Source organism: Janthinobacterium psychrotolerans (assembly GCF_001677885.1).
Classification (GTDB): domain Bacteria; phylum Pseudomonadota; class Gammaproteobacteria; order Burkholderiales; family Burkholderiaceae_D; genus Janthinobacterium; species Janthinobacterium psychrotolerans.
In genome coordinates, this window is record NZ_LOCQ01000062.1 from 339,342 (window position 1) to 356,350 (window position 17,009).

General features: G+C 63.1%; 13 protein-coding genes and 3 tRNA genes. 13 read left to right on the forward strand and 3 right to left on the reverse strand.

From position 1 onward, the window contains the following. Positions 1–117: 117 nt before the first annotated feature. From ASR47_RS25505 to ASR47_RS25545, 9 genes are all read left to right on the forward strand, one after another. Positions 118–1,332 carry an amino acid aminotransferase gene (locus ASR47_RS25505; protein WP_171899036.1) on the forward strand — a complete coding sequence of 405 codons (1,215 nt, stop codon included), beginning with the start codon at positions 118–120 and terminating at the stop codon, positions 1,330–1,332. 118 nt (positions 1,333–1,450) lie between these two features. Continuing rightward, positions 1,451–1,526 (forward strand) — tRNA-Asn (locus tag ASR47_RS25510). Positions 1,527–1,665: 139 nt separating this feature from the next. Beyond that, positions 1,666–1,992 (forward strand): Dabb family protein, encoded by a 327-nt coding sequence (locus tag ASR47_RS25515; protein ID WP_082989170.1) that lies wholly within the window; start codon positions 1,666–1,668, stop codon positions 1,990–1,992. Between the two features lie 69 nt (positions 1,993–2,061). After that, a tRNA-Asn gene (locus tag ASR47_RS25520) sits at positions 2,062–2,137 on the forward strand. A gap of 386 nt (positions 2,138–2,523) precedes the next feature. Further along, positions 2,524–3,735 carry a Na+/H+ antiporter NhaA gene (nhaA, locus tag ASR47_RS25525; RefSeq protein WP_065310591.1) on the forward strand — a complete coding sequence of 404 codons (1,212 nt, stop codon included), beginning with the start codon at positions 2,524–2,526 and terminating at the stop codon, positions 3,733–3,735. Between the two features lie 127 nt (positions 3,736–3,862). Beyond that, positions 3,863–5,851 (forward strand): BCCT family transporter, encoded by a 1,989-nt coding sequence (locus ASR47_RS25530; RefSeq protein WP_065310592.1) that lies wholly within the window; start codon positions 3,863–3,865, stop codon positions 5,849–5,851. Between the two features lie 174 nt (positions 5,852–6,025). Continuing rightward, on the forward strand, positions 6,026–6,430 hold the full coding sequence (locus tag ASR47_RS25535) for a GtrA family protein (protein WP_065310593.1): 405 nt from the start codon (positions 6,026–6,028) through the stop codon (positions 6,428–6,430). Between the two features lie 42 nt (positions 6,431–6,472). After that, on the forward strand, positions 6,473–7,774 hold the full coding sequence (locus ASR47_RS25540; RefSeq protein WP_065310594.1) for an NCS2 family permease: 1,302 nt from the start codon (positions 6,473–6,475) through the stop codon (positions 7,772–7,774). A 73-nt stretch (positions 7,775–7,847) separates the two neighbouring features. Continuing rightward, positions 7,848–7,923, forward strand: a tRNA-Asn gene (locus ASR47_RS25545). Positions 7,924–7,974: 51 nt separating this feature from the next. On the opposite strand, the gene ASR47_RS25550 is transcribed toward ASR47_RS25545, so the two are convergent. After that, complete coding sequence (locus tag ASR47_RS25550; protein WP_245714468.1) at positions 7,975–8,913, reverse strand: alpha/beta fold hydrolase; 939 nt, start codon at positions 8,911–8,913, stop codon at positions 7,975–7,977. Between the two features lie 120 nt (positions 8,914–9,033). Further along, on the reverse strand, positions 9,034–9,420 hold the full coding sequence (locus ASR47_RS25555) for a hypothetical protein (RefSeq protein WP_065310596.1): 387 nt from the start codon (positions 9,418–9,420) through the stop codon (positions 9,034–9,036). A 236-nt stretch (positions 9,421–9,656) separates the two neighbouring features. Between ASR47_RS25555 and ASR47_RS25560 the strand changes: the two genes are divergently transcribed. After that, on the forward strand, positions 9,657–10,433 hold the full coding sequence (locus tag ASR47_RS25560) for an alpha/beta fold hydrolase (protein ID WP_065310737.1): 777 nt from the start codon (positions 9,657–9,659) through the stop codon (positions 10,431–10,433). Positions 10,434–10,440: 7 nt separating this feature from the next. Here the strand turns inward: ASR47_RS25560 and ASR47_RS25565 are convergent, their stop codons facing one another. Next, the gene (locus ASR47_RS25565; protein ID WP_065310597.1) at positions 10,441–11,082 is read right to left on the reverse strand and encodes a hypothetical protein; all 642 of its coding nucleotides are present in this window, start codon (positions 11,080–11,082) and stop codon (positions 10,441–10,443) included. Between the two features lie 116 nt (positions 11,083–11,198). Here ASR47_RS25565 and ASR47_RS25570 point away from each other — a divergent pair, with 116 nt between their 5' ends. From ASR47_RS25570 to tagF, 3 genes are all read left to right on the forward strand, one after another. Then, positions 11,199–12,038: a M15 family metallopeptidase gene (locus ASR47_RS25570; protein ID WP_065310598.1), complete on the forward strand. Its 840-nt coding sequence runs from the start codon at positions 11,199–11,201 to the stop codon at positions 12,036–12,038. Positions 12,039–12,255: 217 nt separating this feature from the next. Continuing rightward, positions 12,256–16,023 (forward strand): type VI secretion system membrane subunit TssM, encoded by a 3,768-nt coding sequence (tssM, locus tag ASR47_RS25575; protein WP_171899037.1) that lies wholly within the window; start codon positions 12,256–12,258, stop codon positions 16,021–16,023. Next, entirely contained in the window at positions 16,020–17,009 is a 990-nt protein-coding gene (gene tagF / locus ASR47_RS25580; protein ID WP_065310599.1) for a type VI secretion system-associated protein TagF, read from the forward strand. Before tssM ends, tagF begins: the two co-directional genes overlap by 4 nt.

The following is a 17,009-nucleotide window of genomic DNA, read 5'->3' on the forward strand; positions in this document are numbered from 1 at the left end:
GAATCAGACCTTTGTTAGAATAGACCTCTGCTGGCGGCCCCGAAGCAGTATTAACGTTATTTGGGCGCTGTCAACAACTCCGCTGTGAACCTGCTTCCAATCGAATCCAATCTTATCATGACGAACCCAACTGTTTCTGCCAGTCTGTTTAGCGCCATCGAGATGGCCCCACGTGACCCGATTCTGGGTATCACCGAAGCATTTAACGCGGATCAGAATCCCGCTAAAATCAATCTCGGTGTCGGCGTTTATTATGACGACAACGGCAAAGTGCCTCTGTTAGCTTGCGTACGCAAAGCCGAAGCGATCCTGATCGAACAGGCCGCGCCACGCACCTATTTGCCGATCGAAGGCCTTGCGGCTTACGACAAAGCGGTACAAGAACTGGTATTTGGGGCCGACAGTGCCGTGATTCAAGAGCGCCGTGCCGTCACCGTGCAAGCCATCGGTGGTACGGGCGCGCTGAAGATCGGCGCCGACTTCCTGCAGCGTTTCGCACCCGGTGCCCAGGTCTATATCAGTGACCCGAGCTGGGAAAACCACCGCGCGCTGTTTGAAAGCGCCGGTTTTGTAGTCAACAACTACACTTATTACGACGCCGCCACCCATGGCGTCAATTTCGAAGGCATGCTGGCCAGCCTGAACAACATGCCGGCCGGCTCCATCGTGGTGCTGCACGCCTGCTGCCACAACCCGACTGGCGCCGACCTGACTGTCGCCCAGTGGGACCAGATCATTGCCGTAGTGACCTCGCGCGGCCTGGTGCCGTTCCTCGACATGGCCTACCAGGGCTTCGCCAACGGCATCGCCGAAGACGGCGCCGTGGTACTGCGTTTTGCCAAGGCCGGCGGCCCGCTGCTGGTGTCGAACTCGTTCTCGAAGTCGTTCTCGCTGTATGGCGAGCGCGTCGGCGCCCTGAGCGTGGTGGCGTCGAGCGCCGAAGAGGCGACGCGTCTGCTGTCGCAACTCAAACGCGTGGTGCGCACCAACTACTCGAACCCGCCAGTGCACGGCGGCAAGGTGGTCGCCACCGTGCTGTCGACCCCGGAACTGCGCCAGCTGTGGGAAGAAGAGCTGGCCGGCATGCGCGTGCGCATCCGCGAAATGCGCGACGCCTTCGTTGAAAAACTGAAGGCCAAGGCGCCAGGCCACGACTTCGAATTCGTGCGCCAGCAAATCGGCATGTTCTCGTACTCCGGCCTGACCAAAGAGCAGGTGGCATCGCTGCGCGAGCAGTCGATCTACGCCGTCGACACCGGTCGTATCTGCGTGGCAGCATTGAATTCGCGCAATATCGACATCGTGATTGACGCGATTGCCAAAGTACTTTAAGATCTTGCTTCTTCGGCGCTGCTTGCAAGAGCGGCACCGAAGGCAGTAGAAAGTTGCAGAAGCCGTATTGAATAAGCCTTGCAAATACGAAATAAGCGACATATAATATTGCCTCTTTTCCCTGATAGCTCAGTTGGTAGAGCGACGGACTGTTAATCCGCAGGTCCCTGGTTCGAGTCCAGGTCGGGGAGCCAGAATTTGAAAGCCACGTTGAAAAACGTGGCTTTTTCATTTTCAGCGCCACTTTTCACGCCAAGCATCGTTTGCAGCCCTCAACCCGCTGTGCCGATTTGCGCTATCCTGCTTCTGAACGTTACCAGAAGGATCGCCACCATGACCTGCACCGCCGCCTTGCGCCATATCGTCCTGTGCGAATTCAACAGCGACATTACACAAGCCAAACACGCCGAGCTCGTGTACGAGTTTTCCCTGATGAAACACAGCGTGCCCGGCGTGCTGCAGTTCGAGTGGGGCGAGAACATCAGCCCCGAGGGCCTTGACGACGGCTACAGCGACTGTTTTACATTGACTTTCGACGGCGCCGCCGCGCGCGACGTCTACCTGACCCATCCGGCCCACCTGGCGTTTGTCGAACTGCTGAAACCCTGGCTGGCGCGGGTGCTGGTGTTTGATTATTTTCCGCAGGAAGTGCCTGGCTGAGCCTTTGATAAAATTTTCTTGCGAGAATCTGGACAGTTGAAAAATCGCTGTATATAATGCGGCCTCTTTTCCCTGATAGCTCAGTTGGTAGAGCGACGGACTGTTAATCCGCAGGTCCCTGGTTCGAGTCCAGGTCGGGGAGCCAGAATTCGGAAGGCCTTGTGTGCAAGCACAAGGCCTTTTTGCATTGGTGCTCTTTGCATCGCCAGCGCCGCTCCCGTGCGGCACGGGTTTATTCTGCTGGCAAGCCATTACGGTATAATGACGACAGGGTGATCATGCAAACAGGCATGACAGGACATGCGCTGGTCGGGCCGCCACGCACCACACTTGCGTCCGCCGCCCATGCCCTTGTTCCCCCTTGCCTTTCCCCGCTCTCTCCTTCGATACACGCGCCGCCATGCTGCGCCCTTGGCCGTGCCGTTTCTGGTCGACACCTCCTGACGCCTGCCGTCACGAGCATTCCATACGTCCTCCCTCACCACCAGACAACGGCGACCCCATCCAGCAGGACAGGATGCCGACTACACCATGCGCATCGAAAAAAAACTGTCCCATACTTTCAATGAATTCATGCAGTCAGGAAAAGCCGGCGGCATTCTCCTGATCCTCTGCACCGTTGTGTCGCTGGCGCTGGCCAACTCGGCGCTGGGCGCGGATTATCTGGGCTTCTGGCACCGCTACGTGGCCGGCCTGAGCATCGAACACTGGGTCAATGACGCGCTGATGGCGATCTTCTTCCTGCTGATCGGCCTGGAACTCAAGCGCGAGCTGTACAACGGCGAATTGTCCGACCTGCGCCGCGCCATGCTGCCCATCCTGGCGGCGGCCGGCGGCATTGCCGTGCCGGCGCTGATACACCTGGGGTTCAACGGCGGCACGCCGACCCAGGCCGGCATCGGTATTCCGATGGCTACCGATATCGCCTTCGCGCTAGGCGTGCTGAGCCTGCTCGGCAAGCGGGTGCCGGCCTCGCTGAAGGTCTTCCTGGCGGCGCTGGCCGTGATGGACGACCTGGGCGCCATCATCGTCATCGCCGTGTTCTACACGAGCCAGCTGTCCTTCGCTTACCTGTGCGCGGCGCTGGGCGTGTTTGCGGTGCTGTTGCTGATGCAGCGCGTGCTGCGCGTGATGGCGCTGTGGCCCTATCTGCTGGGTGGCGCGCTGATGTGGTTCTTCATGCTGCAGTCGGGCGTGCACGCGACGATAGCCGGCGTGCTGCTGGCCTTTGCGATTCCCGATTCGGCCGTCGAGGACGACGCCGCGTCGCCTTCGCACCGGCTCGAACATGTATTGCACCAGCCGGTGGCCTTTTTGATCCTGCCGATTTTTGCGCTGGCCAATACCGGCATCGTGATCGGCGCCGGCTGGGCGGCGGAGCTGCTGACCAGCAACAGTCTGGGCATCCTGCTGGGCCTGGGCATCGGCAAGCCGGTGGGCATCTTGGTGTTCACGTTCGCCGCGGTGGCGCTCGGCGCCTGCCGCCTGCCGCTGGACCTGGCCTGGCGCCATGTGCTGGGCGCGGGCCTGCTCGGAGGCATCGGCTTCACCATGTCGATCTTTATCACCAATCTTGCCTTCGTGGGCCAGGCCGAGGTGATCAATGCGGCCAAGATGGCGATCCTGCTCGCTTCGCTAGTCGCCGGCCTGGCCGGGTTTTTCTGGCTCAAGTTCCTCGGCGCGCCGCTGGCCTCCGATCCCGATCCGGAGACCATGGATTTCGACGACGACAAGGTGCATTGAGCGGGTGTTGCCAGGCCGTCCCTACAGTGCAGTGGCTGCGGGCCGGGCAATGATAATATCGCTTCGGCAACAAACAGCAGGCAGCGACCTGACTCCACCCGCCACATCTTGAAGGAAGGCCGAACCGATGACTGATCAACAGCCCACGCCAGGCGAGGGCGGCAAGCCGCGCGCCAGGATGCAAGTCAATCCGCCGGTATTTTTTATCTCGGCCGCCCTGATCCTGGCCTTCGTGCTGTTCGGCGCCGTGTTTCCGCAGCAGGCCGGCAGCGTGTTCGATGCGCTGCAGGCCAGGATCGTGCACGATTTCGGCTGGTTCTATATCCTGGCCGTCGCCCTGTTCCTGATCTTCGTGCTGTTCCTGATGTTCAGCCGTTACGGCGACGTCAGGCTCGGTCCCGACGACAGCGAGCCCGAATACAGCTATCTGTCCTGGTTCTCCATGCTGTTCAGCGCGGGCATGGGCATCGGCCTGCTGTTCTTTGGCGTGGCCGAGCCGATCCAGCATTATGCGAAGCCGCCGGTGGGCGAGGGCAGCACCATCGAAGCGGCGCGCCAGGCCATGATCCTCACCTTTTTCCACTGGGGCGTGCATGCCTGGGCCATCTATATCGTGGTCGGCCTGGCGCTGGCCTATTTCGCTTTCCGGCGCGGCCTGCCGCTGACCTTGCGATCAAGCCTGTTTCCGCTGATCGGCAACCGCATCTATGGTCCCATCGGCCACGCCATCGATATCTTCGCGGTGCTGGGCACCATGTTCGGTGTCGCCACCTCGCTGGGCTTTGGCGTGCTGCAAGTCAATGCCGGCTTTTCCCACCTGTTCGGCCTGCCCGTCAACACCACGGTGCAGGTGATCCTGATCGCCATCATTACCGGCATGGCCACGCTGTCGGCCGGCACCGGGCTCGACAAAGGCGTGAAACGCCTGTCCGAACTGAACATCATCCTGGCGATCGCGCTGCTGATCTTCGTGCTGTGTGCGGGCTCGACCGTCTTCCTGCTGCAGGCCTATGTGCAAAATATCGGCGCCTACCTGGGCGCGGTGGTGCAGCGTACCTTCCGCATGTACGCCTATGAACCGAATGCGTGGCTGGGCGAGTGGACCTTGTTCTACTGGGGCTGGTGGATCTCGTGGTCGCCTTTCGTCGGCATGTTTATCGCGCGCATTTCGCGCGGGCGCACCATCCGCGAATTCATTACCGGCGTGCTGCTGGTGCCGGTGCTGTTTACCTTCCTGTGGATGACCGTGTTCGGCAATACGGCCATTTCGCTCGATCTGAGCGGTGCCGCGCCCATCGTGCAAAGCGTGGCCAACAATATGCCGGTGGCCTTGTTCGAGGTACTTGAACAACTGCCCTTGTCGGTGGTCGCCTCGGGCCTCGCCACCTTGCTGGTGATTACGTTTTTCGTCACCTCGGCCGATTCCGGCGCCCTCGTGATCGACATGATCACCTCCGGCGCGGTGCCCAATCCACCGGTCTGGCAGCGTATCTTCTGGGCCATCTGCGCCGGTGTGGTGGCGGCCGTGCTGCTGCTGGCGGGCGGGCTGAAGGCGCTGCAGACCGCCGCGCTGGCCAGCGCGCTGCCGTTTGCCGTGGTGATGCTGTTTATCTGTTACGGCCTGCTGCGCGCCTTGCAGACGGAAAACAAGGGACAGGCGATGGATCTGTCGCTGACGGCCGGTATGCCATCCCTGGAGGAGGGGCTGAGCTGGCAGCAGCGCCTGGCCAGCATTACCGGCTTCTACGACAGGCAGGAGATTACGGCCTTCCTCGGCGGCACGGTACAGCCCGCGCTGGAAGCGATCGCCGCGCAAATGCGCGAAAACGGCCTGGTGCCGGAATTGACGCAAGGCGAAGAGCGCCTCGAACTACAGGTACCGCACGGCGACCGTGGCACTTTCCGTTATACGGTGCGCGCGCGCAGCTACCGCTCGCCCAGTTTTGCCTGGGCCGAATCGCGCAATGCGTCGCCTGAAAACCGCCACTACCGCGCCATGGCCTCCAGCTCCGAAGGCGAGCAGCAGCAGGATGTAACGGGCTACACGAACGAGCAGCTGATCAACGACCTGTTGAACCAGTACGCCCGCTTTCGCCACATGCGCAGGCTTGCCTGATCGCAAACCCTTTTGCGCAGGCGGGAAGCCAGTGCGGGAAGAATTGAGCACTTGATTTTGAATCTTTACCGCAACTTGCAGTAAAATGCGGGATGAAAAATGGTTACGAGCAATCGTAGCCATTTTTTGTTCTTGCCTGCCCGGCCGCTCATCTTGCTCCAAGTGAAATCAACCATGCCGCATTCCCTGCATCACCAGTTCCTGCGCTTTGCCGCCGTCGGCGCTTCCGGCACCGTTGTCCAGTATGTCGTGCTGTGGGCCGGCGTCAGCTGTTTCGGCACCGGCGCCGCCGCCGCCGCGTCGGGACTCGGTTATATCCTCGGCTCGGTGGTCAACTATGTGCTCAATTACTTTTTCACCTTCAAGAGCGTCAAGGCGCATGGCGAAGCGGCCACCAAATACTTTACGTTGCTGGCCGTGGGCTGGTGCATCAACACCAGCCTGATGTGGTTTCTGGTGCAACACCAGGGCTGGCATGTCTGGCTGGCGCAGCTGCTGGCCACCGGCCTGGGCTTGCTGTGGAATTTTGCAGGCAGCCGCTGGTGGGCCTTCAAGCCGGCCGATGCGGCGGCCAAATAAACGATCGTCTTTGCGCGACAAAAACAAGACAAGGGGTTACTCATGCAGTTCCTGGAACGCTATTTCAAACTGAAGGACAACGGCACCAATGTGCGCACCGAGCTGCTGGCCGGCCTGACCACATTCTTGACGATGGCCTATATTATCTTCGTCAACCCCAGCATCCTCGGCGACGCCGGCATGCCCAAGGACGCTGTCTTCGTCGCCACCTGCCTGGCCGCCGCCATCGGCACCCTGGTCATGGGCCTGTACGCCAACTACCCGATCGCGCTGGCGCCGGGCATGGGCCTGAATGCGTACTTCTCGTACACGGTGGTCAAGGGCATGGGCATGAGCTGGGAAGTGGCGCTGGGCGCCGTCTTCATTTCGGGCTGCCTGTTCATCCTGGTGAGCCTGTTCAAGATACGCGAGCTGATCATCAACAGCATTCCGCCGGCGCTGCGCACGGCCATCACGGTCGGCATCGGCCTGTTCCTGGCGATCATTTCCCTGAAAAGCGCCGGCGTGGTGGTATCGAATCCCGCCACCATCATCGCGCTGGGCGATTTGCACCAGCCGGCGCCTATCCTGGCCATCATCGGCTTTTTCATTATCGTCGCGCTGGACCGGCTGAAAGTGCCGGGCGCCATCCTGGTCGGCATCCTGGTGATCACGGTGTCGAGCTTTTTCTTTGGCGGCAACCAGTTCAACGGCATCGTGTCGGCGCCGCCGGCGCTGGAACCGACGCTGTTCAAGCTCGACATCATGGGCGCCTTGTCGGTCGGCATCGTCAACGTGGTGCTGGTGTTTTTCCTGGTTGAACTGTTCGACGCGACCGGCACCCTGATGGGCGTGGCCAACCGCGCCGGCCTGCTGAAAGACGGCAAGATGGCGCGCATGAACAAGGCCTTGCTGGCCGACAGCACGGCAATCGCCGCCGGCGCCTGCCTCGGTACATCGAGCACCACCGCCTTTGTCGAAAGCGCGGCCGGCGTGCAGGCCGGCGGCCGCACGGGCCTGACGGCCGTCGCCGTGGCGCTGCTGTTCCTGGGCAGCCTGTTCTTTGCGCCACTGGCCCACACCGTGCCGCCCTACGCCACCGCGCCCGCGCTGCTGTATGTGGCCTGCCTGATGCTGCGCGAACTGACCTATATCGACTGGGACGACAGCACCGAAAGCATCCCGGCGGCGATCACCGCGCTGATGATGCCATTCACCTATTCGGTCGCCAGCGGCGTGGCCTTCGGTTTTATCACCTATGCGGTATTGAAACTGCTGACCGGCAGGGGCAGGCAGGTATCGGTGGTGGCCTACATCATCGCCGCCATCTTCCTGTTCAAGTTCATTTACCTGGGCGCGGAATAAGGACGTGATTTTCGAGGCCGTGCAGATTGCTTCTGGACACAGGAAAAATCGGCGTATATAATACGGCCTCACTTCCCTGATAGCTCAGTTGGTAGAGCGACGGACTGTTAATCCGCAGGTCCCTGGTTCGAGTCCAGGTCGGGGAGCCAGAACAAGCAGCAAAACAAAAAGCCCAAGCTTCACAGCTTGGGCTTTTTGCTTTACAGGGTGCTGATGATGTCCTGCTGTAGTTTTTCGGGTTCGTCTTTATGAATCTGATGGCCGGAGCGCTCGAACAGGAACAGGTTTTTCTTCGGCGCCTGCAGTTCATGGAAATAGGCTCCGGTAATGCTGGCCGAGGTCTGGATATCGTTTTTGCCGACGAAAAAGTAGACCGGGCAATCCGCTTGCCGCAAGCTGTCGCGCAGGTCGATCGTCATCACCCTGGTCCACACCGGTGACCAGGTTTTTGTCCATTCAAAAAACATCTTCCTGAAATCGTCGCTGGTCGCGTATTCCATGCCGTCCTTGTAGAACAGCCATTTTCTGATGTAAAACAGGTCCTCGTCGCTGCCGAACGTTGTATCGACCCTGGCCAGTTCGCCGCTGGCGACCGGGTTGTCCTTAAAATGGTTTTTCAAGGTGGCGAGCAATTCGCGTTCGCTGGCCAGCTGGCTGACGACCGGGTTGACGGCGAAATAGGCGTGCAGCAGTTCCGGGTGCTGTTTGACCACGTGAAACCCCAGCACATTGCCCCAGGAACTGCCCAGCAAATAGATTTTCTGCTGCTTGAATTCTTTTCGCAGCAGGTTGACCACTTGCAGCGTGTCGTCCTGCATCTGCTCCACCGATGGCGGCACCGGCGAAGGATTGAGCTGCAAGGTCTTTCCGGCGTCCCGTTGATCCCATTGCACGATCGTAAACCTGGTTTTCAGCAGTCCGGTAAATGCATCCGCATTTTTGATCATCGAGCTGCCTGGCCCGCCTGATAAAAACAGCAGCACGGGTTTGCTGGTGTCGTCGGTTTTGATGTCGATGAACTGTTTGATGCCGCCGATCTCGGGTGTGAGCGATTTTTCCATGGGAGCGGCTTGCGCCTGGCAGGCGGCAAACGGCATCAGGGCCGACACGAACAATGCGGTGAGGTATTTTCTTGTCATGAGGTCGAGTCTAGCACCTGGCCTATTGGAAATATACGCGGATTGTTTCACGCATCAACAGCGGATAAAAAAGGCCACGTGCTGCCACGTGGCCCTGTCGCTGCTGCGCCTGTCCTGGCATCAAGGATCGATCAGCACGTCGAAGCGGATATTGAGCGGACTGTTCCAGGAAATGTCGACCCAGGCGCGGAAGCCGCCGTCATACGGAGCGATGTTGTAGACCGCCATGCGGGCCGCGCCGATAAAGCGCTCCTGGGCGTTGGCGCCGTATTCGCTGATGTTCATGAAAACACGCGAATTGGCGCGCACGCTGGGCTGGGTGAAATTGACGTTCTGGTGCACGCCGTTGGCGCGCCAGATGTAGTAGGTGGTGAACGATGCGGCGTTCAGTTCGGCGGATGCATCGTCGGCGCGCGCTTGCTGGCCGGTCGGTTGCCCTTCCTGCGGCATGTCCGTGATGTCCGGCTGCAGATTGCTGCCGGTAATTGCTTGGTCCTGGACTTCCATGATTGTCTCCTGGTGGTTGAAATGGACTCCGAGCCAGTCTGTGTGCGATTGGCGAGTTCATTCTAGGCGTGCGCCGCCAGGGCGGGGCGGGGTGGCGGCGGTAAAGCATGAGCACGTTTGCGTTGAGACAAACCTGTCGCAGATGCATTTTCCTGCCCGCTATTGTTGCGCCGATGGCGGGCGTGGCGCGCGCCGTGGCACAATGCGTTCATTCCGTTTCGCCCAAGCGCCTGCCCATGCCGATATTGACACTCAGTCCCCGCCGCGAACTGTATTACGAACTGATAGCGGGCGACCCGGCGCGGCCGGTGCTGGTCTTCCTGCATGAGGGCCTGGGCTCCTGCGCCATGTGGAAGGATTTCCCCGCGCAGCTATGCCAGGCCACCGGCTGCCGCGGCCTGCTGTACGACCGGCTCGGCTATGGCCTGTCGTCGCCATTGACGGCGCCGCGCCGCCTGCATTATGTGCACGATTACGCGCTGTACGAGTTGCCGCAGGTGCTGGCGCGGCTGATACCGCAGCAGGACCATATCGTGATCGGCCACTCCGATGGCGGCAGCATCGCGCTGATTTACGCCTCGCAGCAACCGGCGCGCCTGCGCGGCATCATCACCGAGGCGGCCCATGTCTTTGTCGAAGCGGTGACCCTGGCCGGCATCCGCACCGCCGATGCGGCCTTTGATGCGGGCAAATTGCGGGCGCTGGAGAAATACCATGGCGACAAGACGCAGACGATCTTCAAGGCCTGGGCCGACACCTGGCTCAGTCAGGGATTCCAGTTCTGGAATATCGAATACCTGCTGCCGTCGATCGCCTGCCCGGCGCTGGTGATGCAGGGTAGCGCCGATCAGTACGGCACGCAGGCCCAGGTCGACGCCATCGTCGCGCAGACGCTGCGCGCTGTGCCGGCGATGATCGAGCAATGCGGCCATACGCCGCACCAGGAGCAGCCGCAGGCGGTGCTCGAGCTGATGCGGGTCTTTCTCGAAGGCCGCATCGCCGAGTCAGGCTGAAGCCGGCTCAATGGCAGGCCGGGTCGCTGTCCCAGCGGCCGGCGCAGATGCGCGCGCGGCACAGCATGCCCTCGATCAATCCCAGCTGCCGGCAGCGCTGCAGCAGGGTTGATGTTTGCGCTGCCTCGCTGCGCAGCACCACGTCGCGCGCTGGCTCCGCACGCTGTCCATGGGCGACGATGGCCGCCAGCAAGGTCACGTCGCTGTCGCCGGCCGGTGTGCCTTGCCTGGGCCTGGCGGCCGCGGCACGTGCCGGCGCCGGCCGGCCTGAGGCTTGTGCTTGCGGCCTGGCCGGCAGCGGTGCCGCGGCCCGGGGCGTGGGTGCGGCGGCATGCGGCTCGTTGATGATGGTGGCGGCCGCCGGCGCCGGGGCTGCGGCAGGGACGGGCAGTGTGCTGGGCCGCAAGGGCGCCGGCGCGGCCAGCATGGCGGCATATGCCACCCATGTCAGCAGCAGCACCGTCATTGCCAGCAGCGCGCCGACGATGGCCAGCCAGCCGGGGCGCCAGCGCGGCGCCGGCAGCGGGGCGGACCACGGTGTGGCGCCATGTTCCAGCTGCGACAGGATGCGGTTGCCGTCGGCCATGCCGGCCCGGGCCAGCAGATCGGGGCCGCCCTTGCGGCCGCCCTGGTTGGTGCTTGTCGCCAAAATAGTACCTCCGGATTCGATTTCATTTCATCTGGTTTGATCTATGCCGCACCCGGCCGGCGCGCCCGCGCCTACGATTTGGCGATACCTGCTGGCAACCCCTGACGGAGTGTCCGATGCTGATCGCCCTGATCCTGATGTATTTTCTGCTCGCTTCGTTTGCCTGCTGGCTGCTGCTGTTTCCCTCGGGCCGCGCCATGCTGGTGCAGGCCGTGGTCAACCTGGGCTGGCGCATGCATGGCCGCGCCCGCAGGCTGAACCACGGTGGCGGCGCGCGGTGGCGGCAGTTGCAAAACCGCAGCGGTTACGGCCTGGCGCAGGGCTGGCAACGGCTGCTGCGCCATCGCTGGCTCTCGCTCGGTGGCGCGCTGCTGATCGCCGTGCCGCCGCTGCTGGCCTGGCTGGCCAGCGACCGCATCGCCTTGCGCGGCTATGCCGACCGGCAATATGTGATCAACGACCAGGTCAGCGACTTGCTCAAGGGAGAACAGCTGGCGCCGCCGCCGGCCTTGCCGCCGCTGGTATTTACCACCGCCGAGGTGACGCAGCTGCGGCCGCTGCTGGGCGGCGCCAGCCGCAACTGGCGGTTGCTGGACCAGGATTTTGCGCAGCGGTTGCTGCTGGTGTTCAAGATCATGAGGGACATGCACGGCTACGACATGGTGCTGCTGGAAGGCTACCGCAGTCCGGCGCGGCAAGACCAGCTGGCCGCCGCCGGGCCGGGCGTGAGCAACGCCAAGGCGTTTCAAAGCTATCACCAGTACGGCCTGGCCGCCGATTGCGCTTTCATGCATGAGGGCAGACTCATCATTTCGGAAAAAAATGCCTGGGCCATGCGCGGCTACCGTTTGTATGGCGTGACGGCCGAATCGGTGGGCCTGCATTGGGGCGGGCGCTGGACCATGATGGACTTCGGCCATGCGGAACTGCGCCAGCGCGGCGTACTGGGGAACTGATTGCCAGGGCCTGCGCGCCAGCCATTCTAGACCGGCGCCACGGGCGATTTTTCTCAGGCGAACTCTTGCTTGCGCGGCGTCAAGCATGGCGGCACACGGTTTGGCCCGGGTTGTGATAGTTGTCGAATGTCAACAAAGCACGGCTTTTTTACTGTCAGCATGGCTCGGTTCGCCCTTGCGGCGGCATCCGTCTAGTCGGACTCAACCAGGACCCATCATGCTGCGACGAATCTGGAATTTCCTCACCGATAGCCACCACCTGACCATTGTCGGCTTCGTGGCGCTGGCGGCCTTGCTGTACCTGGGCGCCGAAGTGCTGGAGCTGGCGCTGGTCTGGGCGCTGGCCGTGCTGCTGCTGGCCTTTGTGCTCTGGCTCACGCTGTGGCTGCTGCGCAGGCGCCGTGCGCGGCGCGATGCGCAGGCGCTGGGCCAGGCCATCCTCAACCAGGCCGAAATCGCCGCCGCCAATGCGGCGCAAACTTCTGCGCCCCGCGATGGCGAACTCGATGCCGTGCGCACGGGTTTGCTGGCCGCCATCGAGACTATCAAGACCTCCAGACTGGGCCGCAAGTCGGGCGCCGCTGCCCTGTATGAACTGCCGTGGTACATGATTATCGGCAACCCCGCCGCCGGCAAGAGCAGCGCAATTTTACATTCCGGCCTGCAGTTTCCCTTTGCCGACGGCAAGGTGGTGCAGGGCGTGGGCGGCACCCGCAATTGCGACTGGTTCTTTACCACCGACGGCATCGTGCTCGATACGGCCGGGCGCTATTCTGTGCTCGACGAGCATCGCGGCGAGTGGTTCGGCTTTCTCGACCTGCTGAAAAAATACCGGCGCAAGGCGCCCATCAACGGCATCATCATCGCGGTCAGCATTGCCGAACTGGGCGGCGACCCCGATGCCGGCATGCAGCTGGCGCGCAGCCTGCGCAAACGCGTGCAGGATGTGATCGAGCGCCTGGAAGTATTCGCGCCGCTGTATATCGTGTTTACCAAGGCCGACCTGATCGCCGGCTTTGCCGAGTTCTTTATGGATGCCGAACGCAGCGAACGCGAACGGGCCTGGGGCGCCACCATGCCCTACCAGCGCAAGCTGCCGACGGCGCAGCTGCTGGCGTTTTTTGACCAGAGTTTCGACGAATTGCAGGCCGGCCTGACGGAACTGAGCCTGGCCAATATGGCGCACCGCCAGCGCAAGACCATGCCACCCGGAGTGTTCACGTTTCCGCTCGAATTTGCCGCCATCAAGCCGTCCTTGCGCGCCTTTATCGCCACCCTGTTCGAGGAAAACCCGTTCCAGTTCCAGCCCGTGTTTCGCGGTTTTTACCTGACCAGCGCGCTGCAGGAAGGCGTGCCTGTCAGCGCTTCGTCGCAGCAGGTGGCGCGCCGTTTTGATCTCACCTATACGCCGGCGCCGGCGGCCGCCGGCATGCGCCAGCATGGCTACTTTTTGCTCGACCTGTTTCGCAAGGTGATCTTTGCCGACAAATACCTGGTCTCCAACTACGCCAGCCGGCACCGGCTGCGTTTCAAGTACGCGGTGTTTTTCAGCGCCACGGTACTGCTGGGCGCCTGCCTGGGCGGCTGGAGCTGGTCCTACCTGGGCAACCGCCAACTGGTGGCCAATGTCGAGGCGGACATGAACAAGGTGCTGCGCCTGCAGGATCAGCGGCTCGATCTGCAATCGCGCCTGGAAGCGCTGGAGATCCTGCAGGATCGCATCGAGCAGTTTGAAGCCTACCGCACGCAACGCCCATGGTCTTTGCGCATGGGCTTGTACCAGGGCGGGCTGCTGGAGAGAAAACTGCGCGAAGAGTATTTCGCCGGCGCCCGCCACGTCATGCTCGAGCCCGTGACGGCCGGCCTGGAAGGCCTGCTGGCCGAGATGAACGCCAACGCCGCGCAGCTGCAGCCGGCTTCGCGCACGCCGCCGGCACCGCTGGCCGCGCCTGGCGGCCAGCCCTACCAGGCGGCCAGCGCCATCAATGTGGAAGACGCGTACAACGCGCTGAAAACCTATCTGATGCTGGCCGATAAAAGCCATGCCGAGAGCAGCCACCTGAACGACCAGATGGCGCGCTACTGGCGCGGCTGGCTGGAGCACAACCGTGGCGCCATGCCGCGCGAGCAGATGATACGCAGCGCCGAGCGCCTGCTGACGTTTTACCTGGCGCAGGCGGACGACCCGTCGTGGCCGCGCATCGAACAGAAGCTGGCGCTGGTCGACCAGTCACGTGAAAACTTGCGCCGCGTGGTGCGCGGCATGCCGGCGCGCGAACGCGTGTATGCCGATGTCAAGGCGCGCGCCGCGACCCGTTTTCCCGGCGTGACAGTGGCGCGCATCGCCGGCGAACAGGACCAGGGCCTGCTGCTGGGCAGCCATGCCGTTTCCGGTGCCTACACGCGCCAGGCCTGGGAACAATTCGTCGCAGGCGCTTTTCGCGAGGCCGCCAACCGCGAGTTGCAAAGTGCCGACTGGGTGCTGAAAAGCGGCTCTACCGACGACCTGACGCTGGAGGGCAGCCCCGAGCAGATCGAGAAAAACCTGGTCGAACTGTACAAGGCCGATTACGCGCGCGAATGGCAAAAATTCGTGCAGGGCGTGGCGGTGGCCGACCTGAAAGGGTTTGACGGCGCCGTGCAGGCGATGAACCGGCTGGGCGACCCGCAATCGTCGCCGCTCGCCAGGCTCCTGACCACGATCTACGAGCAAACCTCATGGGACAATCCGGCCCTGCGGAACGCCCAGCTGCGCCAGGCCGAGCGCGGCATCGTCGCCTGGTTGAAGGACACCTTCCTGCGCCGCGCGCCGTCGCAGATACCGTCCAATCCGGGCCTGAACGCGCAGATCGATCCGGCCCGGCTCGATAAACCCATGGGGCAGATCGGGCGCGAGTTCGCCGGCGTCGGCAAGCTGGTGGCGGCCAGAGAAAAGGACGCCTCGCTGATGCGCAATTATTTGGAAGCGCTGTCGAAATTGCGCAGCCGCCTGAACCAGTTGAAGAACCAGGGCGACGCCGGCCCCGGCGCCAGGCAGTTCATGCAGCAGACACTGGAAGGCAGCGGCTCGGAACTGGCCGACACCCTGAAACTGGTCGACGAGCAAATGCTGACCGGCATGAGCGACACGCAAAAGCAGGCGATCCGGCCGATCCTGGTGCGCCCGTTGATGCAGACCTTTGCCGTGATCGTGGCGCCGGCCGAACGGGAAGTGAACAAGACCTGGTCGGCGCAGGTGTACGAACCGTTCCAGCGCTCGCTGGCGAACAAATACCCGTTTGCGCCGACCGCCCGCATCGAGGCCAGCCATCTGGAAATCGGCCAGTTTTTCGGCCCCGAAGGCCTGGTGGCCAAGTTTGTCACGACCGCCATGGGGCCGCTGGTGGTGCGGCGCGGCGACGTGCTGGCGCCGCGCACCTGGGCCGGCATGGGCATCAGCCTGTCGCCGCAGATGGTGGCGCGTTTTCCCGGCTGGATCGCGCCGCTGGGCGCCGGCGGCGCGGCGGCCACGTCGAGCGCGGCGCAGACCATCTTCCAGGTCCTGCCCTCGCCGGCGCCCGGCACCCTGGAATACACGCTGGAGATCGACGGCCAGCAGCTACGCTACCGCAATACGCCGGCCCAGTGGACCAATATGGTCCATCCTGGCCAAGGCACGCCGGGCGCGCGGATCACGGCCCTTACCTTTGACGGGCGCACGGTGGAACTGTTCAACGAGCCGGGCCAGTACGGTCTGAAACGCCTGATCGACTCTGCCGCCAAGAAGCGCAAGGATGGCGGCGTGTTCGAGTTGCGCTGGGCGCGCGGCGAGGTGGCCGTGGCGGTCGACCTGAAAATCACCAGCAGCCCCGAAACCTCGGGCGCCGCGGCGGGAGCCACGGCGGCGGTGCAGGAGCAGGGCTTTCGCGGCATGCAGCTGCCCGAGACGATCGTCGGTGCAGGGACCGCCGCACCGCCGGTGGCCGTGGCGGGAGCGGCGCCATGACGGCCACGCCGCAGGCCGTGCGCCTGGGCTACTTTGGCAAGCTGCCGGCGCGCGGCGACTTCGTCAAGGCCAGCGACAACCACGCCTTGGTGCAGTTGCTCGACGACTGGCTGGCGCAGGTGATGAGCGCGCTGACGATGGCGCCGCGCTGGAAGCTCAATTACGATGCGCTCGCGCCGCTGCGCTTTGCCTTTGTCGGCACGCGCAGCCGGCGCGCCATCGCCGGGCGCCTGGAGGCCAGCTGCGACGTATCGCAGCGCCGCTTTCCCTTCATGGCCATGAGCGCGATCGAGGTGCCGGACGCCGGCGCCTTTGTCGGCTGCAGCCCTTTGGTGCTGTCTGCCTTGTGGCAGCGCCTCGACGCGCTGTGCGCGGGCCTGCTGTCGCCGGCCGATCCGGCGCCGGCGCTGCTGGCGCTGGCCGGCGAGGTGGTGCGCGTCGACCCGGGCGATCCTGGCCACGCGGCGCGGTTTTCCGCCTTCCTGCAGGCGCGCACGCTGCGGTCGCTGCAGGCGCTGCTCGCGTCGCCGACCTTTCCCGTCACCGTGCGCGAATTGCTGCTGGGACTGGGCATGCTGCTGCAGCCGCTGCGCCACAGCGGCCAGGGCCAGAGCCTGCGGCTGGAAAAAAACCTGGTGCTGCCGCTGCCGCTCGATGCCGGCCAGCGCGAGCTGGTGGCCTGTTTCTGGCTGCAGCTGATCCTGCCTTTCCTGCAGCCGCTGGACGTCGAACTGGCGCTGTTCTTTGCCTGTCTGGGCGAGGCGCCGGTGCTGCTGGTCGGCTTTTGCGGCGCCGATCCGCATGCGCTGCGCGCGCTGATCGACCCGCAGGCGGCGTGCGAACGGCTGATCGTGCTCGACCAGCTGGACTGGGTCGACGATGGCCTGGCGCAGCAGCCGGCGCTGCGCCATTTGTCCGCCTGCCTGCAGCAGGACCAGCTGTCGCTGCGCACGGCCTGCGCGATGTTTAACGATACCTTTGCTTGA

What these genes read in the sequence shown, in the direction of transcription:
- ASR47_RS25505 (WP_171899036.1), top strand. Translation starts at nt 118, where the DNA reads ATGACGAACCCAACTGTTTCTGCCAGTCTGTTTAGCGCCATCGAGATG.
- ASR47_RS25515 (WP_082989170.1), top strand. Translation starts at nt 1,666, where the DNA reads ATGACCTGCACCGCCGCCTTGCGCCATATCGTCCTGTGCGAATTCAAC.
- nhaA (WP_065310591.1), top strand. Translation starts at nt 2,524, where the DNA reads ATGCGCATCGAAAAAAAACTGTCCCATACTTTCAATGAATTCATGCAG.
- ASR47_RS25530 (WP_065310592.1), top strand. Translation starts at nt 3,863, where the DNA reads ATGACTGATCAACAGCCCACGCCAGGCGAGGGCGGCAAGCCGCGCGCC.
- ASR47_RS25535 (WP_065310593.1), top strand. Translation starts at nt 6,026, where the DNA reads ATGCCGCATTCCCTGCATCACCAGTTCCTGCGCTTTGCCGCCGTCGGC.
- ASR47_RS25540 (WP_065310594.1), top strand. Translation starts at nt 6,473, where the DNA reads ATGCAGTTCCTGGAACGCTATTTCAAACTGAAGGACAACGGCACCAAT.
- ASR47_RS25550 (WP_245714468.1), bottom strand. Translation starts at nt 8,913, where the DNA reads ATGACAAGAAAATACCTCACCGCATTGTTCGTGTCGGCCCTGATGCCG.
- ASR47_RS25555 (WP_065310596.1), bottom strand. Translation starts at nt 9,420, where the DNA reads ATGGAAGTCCAGGACCAAGCAATTACCGGCAGCAATCTGCAGCCGGAC.
- ASR47_RS25560 (WP_065310737.1), top strand. Translation starts at nt 9,657, where the DNA reads ATGCCGATATTGACACTCAGTCCCCGCCGCGAACTGTATTACGAACTG.
- ASR47_RS25570 (WP_065310598.1), top strand. Translation starts at nt 11,199, where the DNA reads ATGCTGATCGCCCTGATCCTGATGTATTTTCTGCTCGCTTCGTTTGCC.
- tssM (WP_171899037.1), top strand. Translation starts at nt 12,256, where the DNA reads ATGCTGCGACGAATCTGGAATTTCCTCACCGATAGCCACCACCTGACC.
- tagF (WP_065310599.1), top strand. Translation starts at nt 16,020, where the DNA reads ATGACGGCCACGCCGCAGGCCGTGCGCCTGGGCTACTTTGGCAAGCTG.